Origin of the sequence: Sulfurimonas sp. (assembly GCF_041583195.1) — a bacterium.
Lineage (GTDB): Bacteria > Campylobacterota > Campylobacteria > Campylobacterales > Sulfurimonadaceae > Sulfurimonas.
The window spans coordinates 58881-77233 of sequence record NZ_JBFHGL010000005.1 but is presented as its reverse complement, the minus strand read 5'-3'; the positions used below and the strand labels follow the sequence as shown (position 1 = coordinate 77233).

19 protein-coding genes are annotated in these 18353 nt (G+C 32.9%); 9 read left to right on the top strand and 10 right to left on the bottom strand.

Annotated features, from left to right (window positions below):
* Both ABZA65_RS06275 and dbpA read left to right on the top strand, forming a co-directional pair.
* Positions 1 to 783 carry a TrmH family RNA methyltransferase gene (locus ABZA65_RS06275; protein ID WP_373071794.1) on the top strand — a complete coding sequence of 261 codons (783 nt, stop codon included), beginning with the start codon at positions 1 to 3 and terminating at the stop codon, positions 781 to 783.
* A 28-nt stretch (positions 784 to 811) separates the two neighbouring features.
* Entirely contained in the window at positions 812 to 2173 is a 1362-nt protein-coding gene (gene dbpA, locus ABZA65_RS06270; protein WP_373071792.1) for an ATP-dependent RNA helicase DbpA, read from the top strand.
* 328 nt (positions 2174 to 2501) lie between these two features.
* Here the strand turns inward: dbpA and ABZA65_RS06265 are convergent, their stop codons facing one another.
* From ABZA65_RS06265 to ABZA65_RS06245, 5 genes are all read right to left on the bottom strand, one after another.
* Positions 2502 to 3032: an RBBP9/YdeN family alpha/beta hydrolase gene (locus ABZA65_RS06265; protein WP_373071790.1), complete on the bottom strand. Its 531-nt coding sequence runs from the start codon at positions 3030 to 3032 to the stop codon at positions 2502 to 2504.
* A gap of 7 nt (positions 3033 to 3039) precedes the next feature.
* A complete protein-coding gene (locus tag ABZA65_RS06260) occupies positions 3040 to 4149 on the bottom strand; it encodes an SO_0444 family Cu/Zn efflux transporter (RefSeq protein WP_373071788.1) in 1110 nt (369 codons plus the stop codon).
* Between the two features lie 15 nt (positions 4150 to 4164).
* On the bottom strand, positions 4165 to 5034 hold the full coding sequence (locus ABZA65_RS06255; protein WP_373071786.1) for a hypothetical protein: 870 nt from the start codon (positions 5032 to 5034) through the stop codon (positions 4165 to 4167).
* A 139-nt stretch (positions 5035 to 5173) separates the two neighbouring features.
* A complete protein-coding gene (gene gltX / locus ABZA65_RS06250; protein WP_373071784.1) occupies positions 5174 to 6571 on the bottom strand; it encodes a glutamate--tRNA ligase in 1398 nt (465 codons plus the stop codon).
* A gap of 58 nt (positions 6572 to 6629) precedes the next feature.
* On the bottom strand, positions 6630 to 8342 hold the full coding sequence (locus tag ABZA65_RS06245) for a diguanylate cyclase (RefSeq protein WP_373071782.1): 1713 nt from the start codon (positions 8340 to 8342) through the stop codon (positions 6630 to 6632).
* Positions 8343 to 8437: 95 nt separating this feature from the next.
* Between ABZA65_RS06245 and ABZA65_RS06240 the strand changes: the two genes are divergently transcribed.
* Both ABZA65_RS06240 and ABZA65_RS06235 read left to right on the top strand, forming a co-directional pair.
* A complete protein-coding gene (locus ABZA65_RS06240) occupies positions 8438 to 9274 on the top strand; it encodes a peptidylprolyl isomerase (protein ID WP_373071780.1) in 837 nt (278 codons plus the stop codon).
* A gap of 3 nt (positions 9275 to 9277) precedes the next feature.
* The gene (locus tag ABZA65_RS06235; RefSeq protein WP_373071778.1) at positions 9278 to 9721 is read left to right on the top strand and encodes a cytidine/deoxycytidylate deaminase family protein; all 444 of its coding nucleotides are present in this window, start codon (positions 9278 to 9280) and stop codon (positions 9719 to 9721) included.
* On the opposite strand, the gene ABZA65_RS06230 is transcribed toward ABZA65_RS06235, so the two are convergent.
* The gene (locus ABZA65_RS06230) at positions 9704 to 9901 is read right to left on the bottom strand and encodes a hypothetical protein (protein WP_373071776.1); all 198 of its coding nucleotides are present in this window, start codon (positions 9899 to 9901) and stop codon (positions 9704 to 9706) included. The two genes, ABZA65_RS06235 and ABZA65_RS06230, sit on opposite strands and share 18 nt — an antisense overlap.
* Before the next feature lie 89 nt (positions 9902 to 9990).
* Between ABZA65_RS06230 and ABZA65_RS06225 the strand changes: the two genes are divergently transcribed.
* The 4 genes from ABZA65_RS06225 to ABZA65_RS06210 all read left to right on the top strand — a co-directional run bounded on the left by ABZA65_RS06225 (position 9991) and on the right by ABZA65_RS06210 (position 13362).
* Complete coding sequence (locus ABZA65_RS06225) at positions 9991 to 11232, top strand: EAL and HDOD domain-containing protein (RefSeq protein ID WP_373071774.1); 1242 nt, start codon at positions 9991 to 9993, stop codon at positions 11230 to 11232.
* A gap of 55 nt (positions 11233 to 11287) precedes the next feature.
* Complete coding sequence (locus ABZA65_RS06220) at positions 11288 to 12028, top strand: carbonic anhydrase (RefSeq protein ID WP_373071772.1); 741 nt, start codon at positions 11288 to 11290, stop codon at positions 12026 to 12028.
* A gap of 243 nt (positions 12029 to 12271) precedes the next feature.
* Positions 12272 to 12763: a SprT-like domain-containing protein gene (locus ABZA65_RS06215; RefSeq protein WP_373071770.1), complete on the top strand. Its 492-nt coding sequence runs from the start codon at positions 12272 to 12274 to the stop codon at positions 12761 to 12763.
* 47 nt (positions 12764 to 12810) lie between these two features.
* Positions 12811 to 13362: a manganese efflux pump MntP family protein gene (locus ABZA65_RS06210; protein ID WP_373071768.1), complete on the top strand. Its 552-nt coding sequence runs from the start codon at positions 12811 to 12813 to the stop codon at positions 13360 to 13362.
* Between the two features lie 5 nt (positions 13363 to 13367).
* On the opposite strand, the gene ABZA65_RS06205 is transcribed toward ABZA65_RS06210, so the two are convergent.
* The 3 genes from ABZA65_RS06205 to ABZA65_RS06195 form a co-directional block, all read right to left on the bottom strand.
* Complete coding sequence (locus ABZA65_RS06205) at positions 13368 to 15137, bottom strand: ABC transporter ATP-binding protein (protein WP_373071765.1); 1770 nt, start codon at positions 15135 to 15137, stop codon at positions 13368 to 13370.
* Between the two features lie 5 nt (positions 15138 to 15142).
* Positions 15143 to 16183 (bottom strand): HD domain-containing phosphohydrolase, encoded by a 1041-nt coding sequence (locus ABZA65_RS06200; RefSeq protein ID WP_373071763.1) that lies wholly within the window; start codon positions 16181 to 16183, stop codon positions 15143 to 15145.
* Between the two features lie 76 nt (positions 16184 to 16259).
* Positions 16260 to 17078 carry a TIGR01777 family oxidoreductase gene (locus ABZA65_RS06195; RefSeq protein WP_373071761.1) on the bottom strand — a complete coding sequence of 273 codons (819 nt, stop codon included), beginning with the start codon at positions 17076 to 17078 and terminating at the stop codon, positions 16260 to 16262.
* Between the two features lie 95 nt (positions 17079 to 17173).
* Here ABZA65_RS06195 and ABZA65_RS06190 point away from each other — a divergent pair, with 95 nt between their 5' ends.
* Positions 17174 to 17794 (top strand): GDSL-type esterase/lipase family protein, encoded by a 621-nt coding sequence (locus tag ABZA65_RS06190; protein ID WP_373071759.1) that lies wholly within the window; start codon positions 17174 to 17176, stop codon positions 17792 to 17794.
* Between the two features lie 47 nt (positions 17795 to 17841).
* Here ABZA65_RS06190 and ABZA65_RS06185 read toward each other — a convergent pair whose 3' ends face one another.
* Positions 17842 to 18339, bottom strand: coding sequence for a rubrerythrin family protein (locus tag ABZA65_RS06185; protein ID WP_373071757.1), 498 nt, complete (start codon positions 18337 to 18339; stop codon positions 17842 to 17844).
* Positions 18340 to 18353 lie beyond the last annotated feature (14 nt).

The window sequence follows — 18353 nt, the reverse complement described above, 5'->3', positions numbered from 1 at the left end:
ATGAGATTAGTGGAAATAAATGATATAAACTCTGATGAATTACAAATATATCATCAGATGAGAGACAATATTTTTGATGAACAAAACTCCTTTGTAGCAGACTCCCCAAAAGTTGTAAACATACTTTTAGAAAGTGATCTTGTAGTCAAAAGTATACTTGCAACACAAGAGTACTATGAAAAGCATGTTGATCTTTTAAAAAATAGAGATAATATAGTTTGCTATAAGGCTACAAAAGAGCAAATGCAGAATTTAGTAGGACATAAGATTCATCATAACTGTATGCTTCATGGAATAAGACCAAAAGAGTGCAGTTTAGATCAGCTTGGCAACAATATAGTGATGCTTGATAATATAACCTCAAGTGAAAATGTCGGTTCAATCGCAAGAAGTATGGCAGGTCTTGGGGTTAGCTCTTATTTACTGCCAAAACAATCGCCACATCCTTATGGAAGACGTGCCTTAAGAGTTTCTATGGGCTATGTTAGCAGATTAAAATACAGCATATACACTGACATAATTAGAACTATAAAAGAATTGCAAGACAATGGTTATAAAGTTTATGCAGCTGAATTAAGTGAAGATTCAATCCCTTTAAAAAATGTAAAACCTGATCATAAATGGGTACTTGTTATGGGAAGTGAAGGACATGGAATATCTAAAGAAGTATTAGATGTATGTGATGAGGTTGTTAATATAGAGATGCAAGAGGATGTAAAAAGTTTTAATGTATCCGTAGCAGCATCTATTTTAATGTACGAGTTTGTTAATTCCGCTGGTTAATACAGACTAATTCGGTTATACTTGCGTTATGAAAACACAAAAATTCTCCTCTTTAAAACTCTCAGATACAATGGTTAAAAACCTAGATAATATTGGGTATAAAACAATGACTCCTATTCAGGAAAAGGCACTGCCTTTTATACTTGAATCACGCGATCTGATTGCTAAAGCAAAAACAGGAAGCGGTAAGACGGCAGCTTTTGGAATCGGGCTTTTAAGCAAACTAGATGTTAAAAAATTTCGTATCCAGTCTCTTGTCCTTTGTCCCACACGTGAACTTGCTGATCAGGTTGCACGCGAGCTTCGTCAAATTGCAAAGTTTACACACAATATAAAGATCTTAACACTTTGTGGAGGTGTGTCTTTTAGATATCAGGAATCATCACTAAGACATCAGGCTCATATAATTGTTGGAACGCCTGGGCGTGTTTTAAAACATCTAAATAAGAACTCGCTAAATCTTGAAGATCTTAATATGCTGGTACTTGATGAAGCAGACAGAATGCTTGACATGGGTTTTATAGAAGAGATTCAAAATGTTATAGAGTTTGCTCCAAAACAAAGACAAACTCTTCTTTTCTCAGCTACGTATCCAGATGAGATAATAGAGTTGTGTAAATCAATTTTAGATGATCCTGTGGAAGTTGAAGCTCAGATTCAAGAGGCTGCAAATGAGATAGATGAGTATTTTTATGAAGTTGATGAGGAGTTAAAAGTTAAAACCTTGATCGGTCTTTTTGCCTCTTTTAAACCAAAAGATGTAATTGTGTTTTGTAATACAAAGATAGAATGTGATGAGTTGGCAGAAGAATTACAGGATTCAAATATAGACGCTCTTGCTTTGCACGGTGACTTGGAGCAGTATGAACGTAACGATGTGTTAGTGCAGTTTGCTAACAAAAGTTGCCGTGTGTTAGTTGCAACAGACGTAGCGGCCAGAGGATTAGATATAAAAGATCTTGATATGGTAGTAAATTATAATTTGCCACATTCAAAAGAGATTTACACTCATAGAATCGGTCGTACTGGGCGTGCAGGAGCAAAAGGAATCAGTGCTACTTTTTATGCAAAATATGAGTTGGAAAGTGTTGAAATTTATAATGATGAAAAAAGAGAATTCTTAAAGATAAATGAGTTCCCTGATACAAGTAGTTTTGAGATGAAACCAGAGTTTTTTACACTTGTGATTGAGGGTGGTAAAAAAGATAAATTAAGAAAAGGCGATGTACTCGGATCGCTTACAGGCGATGGTGGATTAAATGGCGATAATATCGGTAAAATAGATATTTACGACAGGCAAACATATGTAGCTATAAAAACTCCTATGATGAAAAATATCACAAAAAATATATTAATTAAAAAGAGAAAATTTACTAGCTGGATTTTGTGATATTTATGAAATAAACTTGTTTAAAAAGTTAATGTTATTTTCATTCTAATGATGATATTATTTTTCTATTATTTAATAAAAAAAGGGGTATATCATGAAGCTTTATGATAAGTTTTTATTAAAGTTAAAAATATTAATATTTAACATTAGAAAAAATAGTTTACGCTTGTAAACTTTAACTTTTTATTTTTCATCATCACACTAAATTCACATTATTTTTTTTTATAATTAGATCTGAAAAAAGGGTACTGCTACTCTTTTAGAAACCTCCTTAAATACTAAAAGCTAACATTTCCTGTTATTCCCATCTAAGATGTTAGCTTTGAAGTTAGCTTCTAACTTGTTCTAAAATCCAATTCCATTCACCAAAACCACTATCTGTGTTTATATGTCCGGCATTTTTTAATAATTCCATATCAACACCAAGTTCTGCTTGAACTCTTATGAATTCACTCTCATCCATATAAGGATCGTTTGTTGAACCTATCAGTAGTATATCTTCTGCATAAAGATTGCTTGGTATTTTACAAGGAAAAAACTCACTAAGCTCTTCAATAGGACAATGCATACTTGGTGGTGCGACTAAAAACAGCTTTTGAACTTTTTTTAGTTTATTTTGATTTGCTAAATGAAACCAGAGTGTATTGGCAAGTGAATGGCAAATGACTATATCCGGATTAAAATCATCAATAGCATCTAAAAGCTCTTGACTCCACTCTTTAATTGTAGGGTTTTCTACATCGCTAAACTTTAAAAAATATACACAACCGTAATCTTTTGCAAGCTCTCCTGCAAGCCAGCTTTGCCAATGTGGATAATCGCTTCCGCCCCAACCGTGAACAATTAAAATTTTTTTCATTTTATACCTATTTTTTTATATATGATTTTATCATAAAGAACAATACAAAAGACCAAAGAATTATGCTGCTCGTAATGTCTAAATAACTAAATTCTTCATTTATATGAACAAGAGATGAAGGGTCTATCTGAGTAATATTAAATACATAATCAAGCCCGAGTCCAAAAATCATACTTCCGATAATAATGCTACCAAGATATATGTATAAGCTTTTAACACCTAACATCTTTTTAACAACGCTTATTGTAACAGTATTTGTCGCAGGACCTGCAGTTAGAAAAACAAATGCTGCCCCTGCACTTACACCGCTAAGCATAAAAGCTGCAGCTATAGGTAGTGAAGCTGTAGCACAAACATACATAGGTACGGCTACGGCTATAACTAACATATAAGAAACCCAAGAATATTCAGTTAGTATATCGCTTAGATTTTGAGGTATAGCTATAGTTATAAGTGCTCCGATCACTAAACCCAAAAATAGTGGTTTTGCAATATCTCCAAGTAGAGTAACAAATGCGTACTTCATAGCTTTTGAAAAAGAGAATTTAGCTTTTTCTTCTTTATTTGAACTACAACAAGAACCACCAGACTCACAACTCTCTTCCTGTTTTGATGCAAAATTCGTTGTTGTTGAGAACATCTGAGTGTTTGACGGTTTGTTGTTTGTATTGATTGCAGAAAAACTCATAGCTGGTTTTTCTTCTTCTTTGTCATAAATGTTTGAAAGAATTCCGGCTATAGTGGCTATAATCATTGATGTAAGCACTCTGTATATCGTAAAAACCCATCCAAACATACCATAGGTTGCGAGTATTGAATCAACACCAGTTATAGGTGTCGAGATTAAAAAGCTTAGAGTAGCACCTTTACTTGCACCACTTTTTTTTATACTTGTAGCCAGAGGTATAACACCGCACGAACAAACAGGCAAAGGTATACCAAAAATCGTTGATTTTGCAACTGATGATACAGTCTCATTACCTAAATGCTTTGTTACTATACTGTCTGGTACGATTTCATGCAGTATACCTGCAAACACAAGTCCAAAAAGTATATACCAAGCCATTGCATTGCTAAGCTCGTATAGAGCGGTAAAAAATTCTAATAATAGTTCCATAAGTTAATTGTACCTCTAATTTTTAAATTCGCAACTACTTCTAATGATCGTTTTGTAAAACCATGCAAGACCCACAAGCATAAAAGTTGTTCCTATAATCAGATAAAATGCGGACAACATATTCTCCACTTTGTCGGATAATGCAGTTTTAAAAACTACAAGTAAGGTTTCGATCGATAAAGCTATGATTATAGATATTAAAAAGCGACCAAGCACTTTATACTGTTTATCTTCATCATGCTCTAGTGTTTGAAATAATACTTCATGCTCAAATATTTGCTTAGCTAAATCAAAAATTGCTAAACCTAGGGTTACTGCAATAATTGCTTTAAAACTATCGTGTAATAAATCAAGTTCATTATTTAAAAAGATATATTGTCCAAATATGTAAAGCCCGTATAGAATAAGGCTGATAGCTACAAGTGTAAGAGTTGACGATCCTAAAAAATATACTGTTCGTTTTACTCTATCATGTGTATGGTTAAAGTCTATCAATTTTAATTCTTCCAAAAGATAGATCAAATTTATGTCAAACACATAATAAGTATCATCTTTAAAATAAACCACGGATATACTTGCTTTACCTGTACGATGGTGTATATAAGGGTTAGATATATACATATTTTCATCATCAAGAATCATTTTATGAAAATAATGACTCTTATCATTACCTACATTTGCAGAATCATTCTCTTTTTTGCATATTACGGGGCTTATCTGTTTAAAATCTTTGTCAACGGCATATATAAGTTGAACATATTTATTGTTGTCTAATATGCTCTGAGAAGCTTTTATAGGGTCATCTTTTATATTTGTGACAAAGTTAGTTAAATAGATATCAACTGTCGCTTTATGTTTTCTATATATATTTATAACCTGTTTCATATTACTTCCTTTCCTATATGTTTAAAGTTTGATTTTATTGCATAAAATATAATTAAGGCTTAATTAATAAATTAATATATAAATGAAAGTTATATGGGAATGGTGTGAAGATAGTTTTTTAACTAAAGAGCAAAACTCTTTAGTCGTTGTTAGTATTAGCAGTTATAGCGTTAGCTATACGAAGCATAGTTTCTGTTTTACCGATCACTGACATAACTACGTCAAGTCCTGGACCACCCATTTTTCCAAGAAGTGCTAGGCGAAGAGGTTGACCGATCTTACCAAAACCGATCTCCATCTCGTTTATTACATCTTCCATTAAATGGTGATATTCAGCCGGTAAATGAGGGTTTTCTGTAGCAGATAGCTTTGCCCCAAAAGTATTTAGTATAGTTATAGCGTCACCTTTAAAAGCTTTTTTAGCAGCTTTTTCATCAAAACTTGTCGGTGTCGTTAAGATCTCTTTTGCCATATTTGCAAGTTCTGCCAAAGTTTTTGCACGCTCTTTTAGAGCATCTAAAAGGATCTCTTTTTTATCATGGCTTGTTAGTACAAGATCATAATCTGTTAGTAGTTCTGCTAACTCGTCGTTAGATGTGTTTTTGATATAGTGCGAGCTTAACCAGTCTAGCTTTTCAGTGTTGTAGATCGAAGCTGATTTGTTTATATCTTCAGGATTGAAAAGGTGAATCATCTCTTCCATAGAGAATATCTCCTGATCACCGTGACTCCAACCAAGACGTACTAAAAAGTTTAGTAGTGCAGCAGGAGTGTAACCCATCTCTTTATATGCCATAACATCTGTTGCACCGTCACGTTTAGATAGTTTTTTACCTTCAGAGTTATGGATCATCGGTACATGGTAAAACTTAGGAACTTCAAAACCTAATGCTTCATAAACAACTATTTGTTTAGGTGTATTACTTAAGTGATCATCCCCGCGAATAACTTCATTGATCCCCATAAGGGCATCATCGATCGCTACAACGAAGTTGTATGTCGGGCTTCCATCAGCTCTGGCAATAACAAAATCATCTAAAATATCTTCAGCTTGGAAAGAGATGTCACCCTTTACACCATCACGTACTAAAATCTCACCAGTTAAAGGAGCTTTTATACGGATAACAGGCTCAACACCCTCAGGCGGAGTACCGTCAAAATCACGGTAGCGCCCGTCATATTTTGTACGCTGCTTGTTTGCCATCTGTTCTTCACGCAGTGCATCCAGCTCTTCACGTGACATATAACACTTATATGCTTTGCCCTCGTCTAAAAGCTGTTTTATGTATTTTGCATAGATATCATCACGTTTGCTTTGGTATTCGATCTCACCGTCGTGCTCTAGCCCTAACCATTCAAAAGCTTTCAAAATAGCTTCTGCAGCTTCTTCTGAATTTCTTGCTTTATCTGTATCTTCGATACGAAGAACAAATTTTCCATTATTTTTTTTAGCCCAAAGGTACGAAAAAAGTGCAGTACGTAAACCGCCGATGTGTAGGTATCCTGTTGGAGATGGAGCAAAACGTGTTACAACCATGAAAAGACCTTTATATAAATAGTTGTGAAATTGTAGACAAAAATTGGTTATATGTAGGTTAAAAAACTTTACTGCGAACTTGATTTCTACCTTCGGCCTTAGCTTCGTATAGAAGTGTGTCTACATCTTTATATAAGTTATCCATATTTATTTCCGATTTAAAACTATCCATTTTACTCATTACAAGCCCAAAAGAAGCAGTAACTACGTTTGATGGTTCATTTAGTTTATGTTCAATATTTAGAGCTTCTATATTTTCTCTAGCTCTTTCAACAAGGACTTTTACTTCATCTACAGTTTTTGCGCTGAAGATAACACCAAATTCTTCACCGCCAAGTCTAAACACTATATCGTGCGAGCGTTTAAAGCTATTTTTTAAAGTCTTAGCTACTTGTATTAGAACTTTATCTCCCTCTTGATGCCCGTAGGTATCGTTGTACTTTTTAAAGTTGTCTATATCCAAAAGGGTAAATGCATAGATTCTCTTGTCACGTTTTGCACGGTTTAGTTCTCTTGGAGCGACCTCGTTAAAGTGTCTTCTGTTATATAGATTTGTAAGACCGTCAGTTGAAGATAGAAGTTCTAATGATGAGTTTTGTTTTTTTAGTACGTTGATTCTATATGCTAATAGTAAAGATAGACCAATACCCTCAATAAGTGAACCTATCATAAGTGTATTTGATGTGAATAAGTTTGTAGGTAGGTACCCTAAATAATAGATGATCGTTATTACTGCAAAAGCGGCATATATAGCAGTAGAGACAAGATAAACAATACCAAGTAGATTCTTTTTGTATGTCATGTATATACCGATAAATACAAGAACAAAGCCCATAATCATTGCAAAAACCATTATAAAAGGCAGGTACTCCAAAAGACCAAAAATAACTGACAAAACTATATATGCAGCTACAAAATATATTGAAAGTGAAAAATACTTATGTAATTTTGGATAATATTTTTTCATCTCAAATATTTTAGATGTAAAAATCATAATAAACATAAGTGTTAAAGGTGTTGCATAAGTCGCTTTGTGAATCCAAGTGTTTTGAGACAGGTCAAAAAACTTAAATGCAAATCCGCTCATAAATACAAAACCTATAACGAAAGAGAAGAATAGGTATGATACATAGTAAATATATATGCTGTCTTTAGTGTATGAATATATAAAGAGGTTATATAAAATGAGAACTAAAATCCCACCAAGTAAAAATGCTTGAAAAATATTATCATATAATCCATAATATATATGTGTATCCAGATCTTCTATTTTGTAGTGGTATAGACCTGAGTTCCCACTTTCAAAATATGTTTTAATTAAAAATGTATATGTTTGGTTTGGTTCTATAGATGTTCTGTAAAAACTTAGGCTTTTAGTAGTATTTAGTTTTTTATGATCAGTTCTGTTAAAACCGCCATAGTGTGAATATATAATATCACCTTCTGAGTTTAAAACAAAAAAATCTAATTCTGCCGCTAAGTAGTATTTTTCATCATGAAAAATAAATTCTGCTTTCTCCGATAGATTGTTTTTAATTGAAAATTTATGCCATATAGATTGATGTGTTAAAAAACCGTTTGAGTAAGAGTTTGTAACTTGAGTTTTAAACTCAATATCTTTTACATCTTTTATAGATAGTTTGTTTGATGAGTCTATAAGTTTTAAAATATTAAATTGATCAAAAACAAATTTTTTTGAGTCTATAGACAGAGTATCTGCAAGTAAAATATTGGATAACAATAGAAAAAATATAATAATATTCTTAGTCAAATAAAAATGCCCCTTTTTTTATTTGTGAAAGTTTAACATAATTATTTGTTTAAGCTTGGTAAAATATCGCTTATTATAATTTAGTTAGGATTTTTATGTACAAAATATTATTAGTATTGTTTTTATCGAGTGTAGTTTTTGCAGAGTTGATTGATGGTGTAGCTGTAACTGTTAAAGGTAGTCCAATAACATTGCATGAGATAAAAGAGCAGATGGAATCAGCAAATATTTCGGCAGATCAGGCAAAAGATATTTTAGTAAGAAAAAAACTTGAAGAGCTTGAGATAAAAGAGCGCAAAATTGATGTAAGTAGCTCTGAAGTATATGATGATATAAAACAAACAGCTGAAAGAAACAATATGAGTGTTAGTCAGTTTTATGAAGTTGTGAGAAATAGAAACGGACTAACATCGGCGCAACTAAAAGATAAGATAAAAGAGAAACTTATGTCTCAAAAACTTTATGGTGCAATAGCTTACTCATCAGTTTCAAAGCCATCAGAGCAAGAGATAAAAGAATACTATGAACTTCATAAGAGCGAGTTTGTTCATCCTGGTGCTTTTGATGTAGTTATATATATGTCTGCATCACCTGATAGGCTAAAAGAGAAGATAGATAACCCTATGTTTTATGCGCCGGATATTCAAACGAATGAGCAGCATATAGAATATGAAAAAGTTGCACCTGAGTTGGCATCTCTTTTGTCAAATACTTCTGTAAATACTTTTTCGCAAATAGTTCCAAACGGTCAAGGCGGCTATATGAGCTTTTACATTAAAGCAAAAGAGGATGTTAAAGAAGCAGGAATTGAGAGTGTAAAAAACCAGATAATCTCTACAATAATGGGTAGCAAACGTGAGATGGTACTTGGGGAATTTTTTGAGAGAATGAAGTTAAGTGCTAATATTAAAGTTTTAAGAATGCCAGAGTAAAAAATGCTAAGTGATCAAAACTTCATAAATATAGCAACGGAAATCGCCAGTGCGTCTAAGTGTGTATCCAAGCAGGTTGGTGCAGTTATTGTTAAAGATGGACGTATATTAAGTACAGGCTATAACGGTACACCGGCAGGATATACAAACTGCTCAGAACATTGGGAAGGCGAATATACGCAAGAACATCACGAATGGTCTAAGACTTACGAGATCCATGCAGAGATGAATGCTATTATCTGGGCTGCACGTCAAGGTATCTCTATTGAAGGTGCTACTATTTATGTAACACTTGAACCGTGTGCAGATTGTTCAAAAAACATTATTGCGAGTGGAATTAAACGTATAGTTTATGAAAAAGAGTATGAGCATAACCATTCTGAAGTTATTTCAAAATTTATAGAAGATAATGGAGTGATTATAGAAAAACTAGTTACTCTTAGCTAGAGCCGCAAAATCTATATCTTGCTCTTTTTTTTCATCGTCACGTTTTTTATCTTCTTCGTAGCTTCCGCTAGAGAATATATATTCACTTTTTTTTAAAATACACCCTTTCATCCCAGGCAGACAATCTTTTTTCAGTAGTTTACAATAACCTTTGTGATCATGTTGACAAGTCCAACCCATTTGTCCCTCTGTTTATTAGTATTTATAATTATATCTCAAATATTTTTATGATAAAATATCTATCTAGCAAATGTTAAAAAGGGGAACAGATGAGTATATTGGGTCGTCAAGTTGTTAATAACTCATCTTATGAAATTTTTGCTTATGATATCTTGTATAGAAGTGATGATGAGGATATAGATTCTAACAATCTATCAGCATCTGCCACGTCTATGGCAAAAGTTCTTAATGATTTTGGACTTGAGAACGTAGTAGGGTGTTATAACGGATTTTTGAGAGTAGATGCAGAATTTTTATCAAATAGTATTATGAATACTATTTCAAAAGAGCAGTTTACACTGATGATTTTACAGTCATCTTTTTTAGATAAAAAACTTATTCCAAAACTCAAAAACTTGATAGAAAAAGGTTTTAGATTTGGTTTAAATGATTCAATAATAAATAAATCGACTATTAAAACTTTGGTACCTTTATTGAAGTATGTAGAGTATGTAAAAATAGATGCACTACACTCTGATGAACCATATGTAGATAAGCTTATTGAGTATTTAAAATCAAAAGATAAAAAAATCATTGCTTCAAAAATAGAAACACATGATATGTATGAACTTTATAAACAAAAAGGTGTTGATTATTTTCAGGGTTACTATCTAAAGAGACCAAATATTATAAAAACAACATCGTTTAATGCATCACAGACTCAAATTTTAGAGCTTTGGAATCTTATACAAAACAATGCTACTACTAAAGAGATTGTTTTAGAATTAGAAAAAAATCATGCCTTGGCTTTAAAATTAATGCAGTTTATCAACTCATCATTTTTCTCTTTTCGTTCACAAATATCATCGATGAATCAGATAATAAATCTACTAGGACGTGATGCACTGGCAAACTGGCTTTTAATATTTATGGTCTCATCAAAAGATAACGGTGATAAGCCAAACCATCCATTGCTTTTGATGGTTATAAATAGAACAGAGATCATGGTTGGACTTTTAAAACTCATAAAACCTGATTCATCAATGTCTGAAAAATCGACGGCATATTTGGTAGGGATGTTGTCACTTATACATCTATTGTTTCAAATAGAACATCGAGAGTTTTTACATAAACTTCGGGTGACAGAAGAGGTTGAAGAAGCTATGTTTGAAGCAAATGGTTTTTTTGGACAGCTTCTGGTTATGACACGATACATAGAAAATGCAGATTCATCTCATATAAATGAGTTTATAAAAAAATATAATCTAAATGAAGAAGATATGCAACAAATAGTATCACAAGCTATGATTAAAGTGAATCAGTTTGATAAAATGATCCAAGAAACATTTTAAATACATTTTATTAAGATAAGATATATTATTAAAAATAATACAAAGGATACTTAAGATGAAAATTATTAAGTCATTAGTTTATACGTTAGCTTGTAGTTCTGCACTTGTAGCAGGTACACATTGGGGTTATACTGGACATGAGGGTCCACAGCACTGGGGTGATTTAAGTCCGAAGTTCGGTATGTGTAAACAAGGAAAAAGTCAATCTCCAATTAATATCTCTAAAGAGGTAACTGTTGCAACTGAAGGTTTAAAAGAGATTAAATTTAACTATACAACTAGAGCTACGGAGATTATCAATAATGGGCATACAATTCAAATAAATGTAAAAGACGGAAGCTCTATAGAGATTGATGGTAAAACTTTTGATTTAAAACAGTTCCATTTTCATACACCTAGTGAAAATCAAATAGAGAGTAAAAACTTTCCACTAGAAGCTCACTTCGTTCACGCAGACAAAGATGGAACTCTTGCAGTTGTTGCTTTAATGTATGAAGATGGGGAAGATAATAAGGTCCTTAAAAAACTTTGGTCAAGAATGCCTCATAAAGCTGGTGAGTCTAACCGCTGTATAATGCCTGCTGAGATGTTTGCAACAATGATGCCAAAAGACAAAGCATATTATAGATTTAACGGTTCACTTACAACTCCTCCGTGTTCTGAAGGTGTTAGATGGATGGTTCTAAAAAACTATTCTCATGTTTCAAAAGCGCAAACTGAAGAGTTTTTACACTTGTTTCACCATGCTAATAACAGACCTGTTCAACCTATAAATGCTCGTAAGGTTATGAAATAATCATCTCAATGGAATAACTATTGCTACGTAATTCTTGTATTCAAGCTTTGTCACTAACCCTAAGTACTAGATGCTTCACTGATAAAGGATTTGTTATGAGACATTTAAAAGATTACAACAAAGAATTTTTAACAATGGTGAGAATAATGAATATGTTTGACGACGGAGGAGGCTGATCCTTTCGTCTAAGGCTTTATGTATACAATAGAGGGCTTTTGGCCCTCTAAATTTAAGGTGTTAGTTTTGTTTGTAAAAAAACTCGAATACGCTTTTATCCTTCTTACAATAACCGCACTTATCTATTTATCTAAAAATTATTACGACGATTATCAATTTAAACATAATGATATACCTCAGAGTTACAAAAACAGAATATCTAAAAAGGAAAATGAAGTTTTAACTCTCATGCAACAACACTACGGTAGAGCTTATAAAGTTCCTCTTATAGTTACTGACAAGTTTAAAGGCAGGCTCTACGGATTAACAGTTTATAAAGACGGAGATGTGAAAATATACCTGAACAAAAATGTAATGCAAGAGAGTATTGATTATATGGTAGAGAGTGTAATAGCACATGAATATGCACACGCTTTAATGTTTAAATTAGGTGATTTCTCAATAAAAGATGAGGGACATTCAAAAGTATGGAAAGATGCTTGTATAAAACTAGGCGGAGTAGGTTGTGCACAATATGTAAATACAAATGATGTGGTTATGGGAAAACTTCCGTTTTAATATTTTTAAATTATAAAGTATAATTTCGAAAAAAACATTGGTGAGATATGATTGAACTTATTATTCTAGCTGTAGCTTTAAGTATGGATGCTTTTGCAGTATCTTTGGGTTTAGGGGCTAAAAAAGTAACATTAAACAAAACATTAGCTTTAAAAGTCGGGTTGTTATTTGGATTTTTTCAGGGTTTTATGCCCCTTATAGGTTATTTGGCAGGTATTGGACTTTCAGAGTTTATAGAGTCAGTTGATCACTGGGTAGCCTTTATACTGCTTGCACTAATCGGTGGTAAAATGATATATGAGAGTTTTGGAGAACCGGTTGAAGATGAAATCTCAATAATTACAAATAAAGTTCTTTTATTGTTGGCAATAGCTACAAGTATAGATGCAATGGCCGCAGGTTTTACATTGATGCTTATGTCAACAACCATTTTGCTTTCAGTCTTTGTTATTGGACTAACTACATTCATTTTTAGTTACGGCGGTGTTTTACTTGGTGCAAGAGGGGGAGCTTTTTTAGAAAGTAAAGCTGAACTTTTAGGCGGTATAATATTAATAGCTATAGGTTTAAAAATACTTATAGAACACACTTTATTTTAATAAAGTTAAATTAACTGTTTTTTTATGAACTCCATATAATGACCTTCTTCAGCCTCTAGGTCATTATGAGTTCCCTCTTGTACTATCTTTCCATCATCAAGTACATAGATCATATCTGCTCCCTTAACCGTACTTAGACGGTGCGCTATTGTGATCACTGTTTTATCTTTAAGTATTGGCTCTAGAGTCGCATTTAATTTAACTTCTGTATGGACGTCCAGCGCTGAGGTCGATTCATCAAAGATCACAACATCCGGATTGGCAATTATCATACGTGCTATGCTAAGACGCTGTCTTTGACCGCCTGAGAGCCTGATTCCATGACGCCCGACTATAGTATCTAAACCATCATCCATACCCTCAATCATTTGACTCAGCTGTGCAATTTTTAAAGCTTGATATATCTGTTCATCGCTTATACTGTGATCACCCATAGTTATGTTAAAACGCAATGTGTTATTAAAAAGAATAGGCATTTGCAGCACTAAAAATATTTTTGAGCGAAGTGAGTGCTTATCAAGCTCATCAATATTTATATTATTGAATTTAAGCTCACCACTGTTTCTCTCATAAAATCCTGATATAACTTGAGCTAAAGTTGTTTTTCCACTACCGCTTGCACCGATAAGTGCTATTTTTGAACCGCTTTTTATATTCATAGATATATCTTTGAGGGTCGGTTTGTTTTTTATGTATGAAAAGTTTAGATGCTCAAGAGTTATATCTACTCCATTGCCTTGGAGTTGTTTTGTAGATGACCTTTCTGTCTTAAGTGTTAGTATTTTGTTTAGTCTCTCCAGTGCAGCCATGGCAGATGAATATGAGTACTGCATACCCAAAATATCTTGTACAGGCGTCATGATAAACCAGATATATCCAAACATGGCAAACATCATCCCAATGCTTAGATCACTGTATGCGACAAGTAAAAGTCCAGATGCTCTAAGTATCTCATACATTGTTAAAAAGATCGTATATGAGAGCCTTTCATAAGCTATGTTTTTAAACCCAAACTCGTTTGAGCTTTTTTGTACCTCTTTGGCGTGTTTAATAGCATCAGAGAAGAAAAAATTCTCTTTGTTGCTTGCTTTTATTTGACCGTAAAGCTCCAGAGTTTCACCAACATTGTCTTGAAACTTCTCTATTGCGGCATTTTCTTTTTTCTTAAGTACACCGACCTTTTTACTCATGTTTTTACTAAGGATCATTATGATTGGCTGTATTATAAGTATAAGTAGACCCATTATAGGATCTATCATGATCATAACTGCACCTACAGCTAAAAGCATAAGCACAGATGAAACAAGTTTACTTGCTACATTCATTATAAAACTATCAAGAGTATTTACATCAGTTATAAGATTTGCCGTAATTGCACCGCTTCCAAGTGTTTCGTACTCATTCATTGATGATACTTTAAGGTGTCTAAGTAATCTCTCTCTAATTTTAAAAGTTACATATTTTGCTATTTTTGTAAAAATTTTAGTTATTAAAACTGTAAAAAGGTAGTATAAAAAACGTAAAAATATGACTGCTAAAGTAACTATGCCTATATACACAAAAGCATTTGCATCTGTAAAAAAGTGATCAATTACACTTACAAAATGTGCAGGTTTGTCTAAAAGCACTTCATCTACAAGAATAGGGAGCATAAGTGGTACGGGGACACTTATTAAAATAGCTAAAATAGTGGCAATCTGACCGTAAATTAGTGTTTTTTTGTCTTTTAAAATAAGCTTGGCAATAGATTTAAGAGTTATTGGAGAGTTTTGCATATATATTACTTAGAAAAAGAGTTGAAAATACTTTTTATATAGTTTATATTTTCTAAAAATATATCTACAAGTTCAGGATCAAAGTGTTTTCCGCTATTGTTTTTTATAGACTCTACAGCTTCTTCGAAACTCCAAGCTTTTTTATATGGACGATCAGATGTTAAATTATCAAATACATCAGCTAATGCAACTATACGACCCTCTATAGGTATGTGATGAGATTTGAGCCCTTTAGGATAACCGCTTCCGTCATACCTTTCATGATGCGTTAGAGCTATAATCGCGCCGTGAGATAAGAACTCATTAGTTGAATTTTTTAATATATCGTAACCTATTAATGTGTGTTTTTTCATAAGTTCAAATTCTTCGTCGGTCAGTTTTCTGGATGTTTGAAGTAAAATATCAGGAATTCCTACTTTACCAATATCATGTAAGGGTGCGGCATGATATATAATGTTTTGATGCCTTTTTGTAAGCCCGTACTTCTCTGCAATCAATCTGGAATACTGGGCTACTCTTGATACATGCATGCCAATGTTGTGATCTTTATATTCTGTTGTTTTTTCAAGTATTTCCAATATTTCGAACTCTTCTTCCTGCATATCTGAAGTGGCTTCTTCTATTTCGGTTTTTAGAAGTTTTGTTTTGTCGTTTAAAATAATGTCTTGTTGTCGTAATTTTAGTAGATTTTCTATTCTTAGTTTAAATTCTATATAGTTAAAAGGTTTTGATAAAAATTCATTTACCCCAATTTTCATAGCATCTTCATAGATCGTTTTTTTATCACTTTCTTCTTTAAGTAAAAGTATTGGAGTGCTTGGATGTTCTTTTCTAAATTCTTGCGCAACGTTCAAACCTTTAAAATATTTTAGTTGGTTTTTTACAATAAGCAAGTCAATAGGTTGCTGTATAACAAAAGTCATAGCTTGAAGAGAATCTTTAAAGGTACTTAGCGTTATGCCCATTTCAACACAGTATCTTTTGACTTTTAAAATAGTGTGTTCATCATCGTCAACGAGAATTATATTCATCCCTTTAAATGTCATGGACAAAACCTTCTTAAGCAAATAATTTTATCTATTTTATCAAATGATATATAATAAACAGAGTATTTTTTAGAAATTAGTTTAATAGATGCTCTAGCGAGTCTTTAATAGTTTTGTATTGAAACTCAAACCCTGCATCTATAAGTGCTTTAGGGTAAACCTCTTTTGAACCTGTCAATGCACTTGCACCATCCCCATACATTAGTTTTAAAGCAAATATGGGTATTGGTAAAAAAGTGGGGCGGTGAATAACACTGCCTAGTGTTTTTGTAAACTCATAGTTAGTGACTGGATTTGGGGATGTCGCATTAAAAACACCTGTTAGTTTATGCTCTATGATGAATGAATAAATATTTACCAAGTCATACACATCTATCCAGCTTGTCATCATTTTCCCATTGCCGATGATACCACCGACACCTAATTTAAAAGGTGTAAGCATCTGTTTTAATGCACCACCTCTGCTGCCAAGTATTACTCCAAAACGTATTATTGCTGTTGGCTTATTACATCTTATAGCTTCAGACTCCCACTCTTTTGTCAAAGAGCCTAAAAAATCATCTGCATATTCAGTATAGCTTTCATCATATTTTTCATTATCGGGATAAGCGCCGATTGCAGAAGCAGAGATAAAGTGTTTTACATCACTCTTATTTATTGCATTAACAAGTTTATTTGTAGTGTCTATACGGCTTAATATAAGAGTCTTTTTATAAGGTTCGCTCCAGCGTTTTATGATTGGTGCACCAGCGAGGTTAAAAACAACATCAACACCATCTAATTTTTTTAAAATATCATCTTCACTGTCTTTGCGATCTATTACAACATAGTCTGTAAATCTCTCAAGCAGATATGATCCGACAAATCCACTTGCTCCTGTTAGTGCTACTTTCATTTGACACCTCCGTAATTATTAGTATAATCTATTTAAATAAAGAGATATTTATAGTTTTTGATTAATATTGATAAAATATATAAAAGGTTTATAAGATGAGCAATATAAAACTAATAGGTTTGGGAGTATTTTTTTCTTTTTTAGTTGTACTTTTTGTAAAAAATTATGAAAGTGATACAAAAGAGATATCACTAAGGGAAGGTAGCGTGATTTTAGCATATGGAGACAGTTTAACAAACGGCTTTGGAGTAAGCAAGGAATTCTCTTATCCATCACAAATAGAGAAAAAAACAGGATTAAAAGTTATAAATGCAGGTGTAAATGGAGAGCCTTCAGGTAAGGGACTATTAAGACTTCCGCATCTTATAAAAGAACATAATCCTGATTTGGTAATACTTTGCCACGGTGCTAACGATATACTAAATAAATTATCAATAAAAGAGATGAAGGAAAACCTTTTGGCTATGGTAAGAGTTATAAAACAAAGCGGTGCGGAAGTTTTGTTAGTCGGTGTACCTGATTTTTCTTTATTTGATTTAGGTGTACACGATGTATATGAAGAAGTGGCAGAGGAGATGGATTTGTTGCTTGAAGATGAGGTGATAAGATATATAGAGTTACACAGAGAACTTAAAAGTGATTATGTACATCCTAATAAAGAAGGCTATGAGATGATGGCTGATAAATTTATAGAGGTTTTAAAGCTTAAAAAGTAGATAAACTTGCTAGATAATTATCTAGCAAGTCTTAAAATTGTTAACTGTTATATTTGTACGTATGCAGATGCTTTAGCTCCACATACAGGACAATTTTCAGGTGGAGTTCCAAGTTCGATATGACCACAGATTGGACACAGGTAGATATTTACTTCATCTAAATCTTTACCATCTTTAACAGCCTGTAGTGCTTTTGCATAAAGTTCTGCATGAACTTTTTCAGCTTCTAGAGCATATCCAAACATCTTTTTAGCTTTATGGTTTTCTTCCACAGCCTGATCATACATAGGTGGATACATATCTTCAAACTCATACGTTTCACCGCCGATAGCAGCTTCTAAATTCTCTAGAGTAGAACCAACTTTATCCATAGCTTTTAAGTGACCCTCTGCATGGATTCTTTCAGCTTCAGCTGTTGTACGAAAAAGTTTTGCAATGTTCGCAAATCCGTCTTTTTCAGCCTTTTTAGCAAAAGCGCTGTATTTTTGGTAAGCTTGACTCTCCCCTCCGAATGCAGCTTCTAAGTTTTCCTGAGTTGTTGACATAATTCATCCTTTTT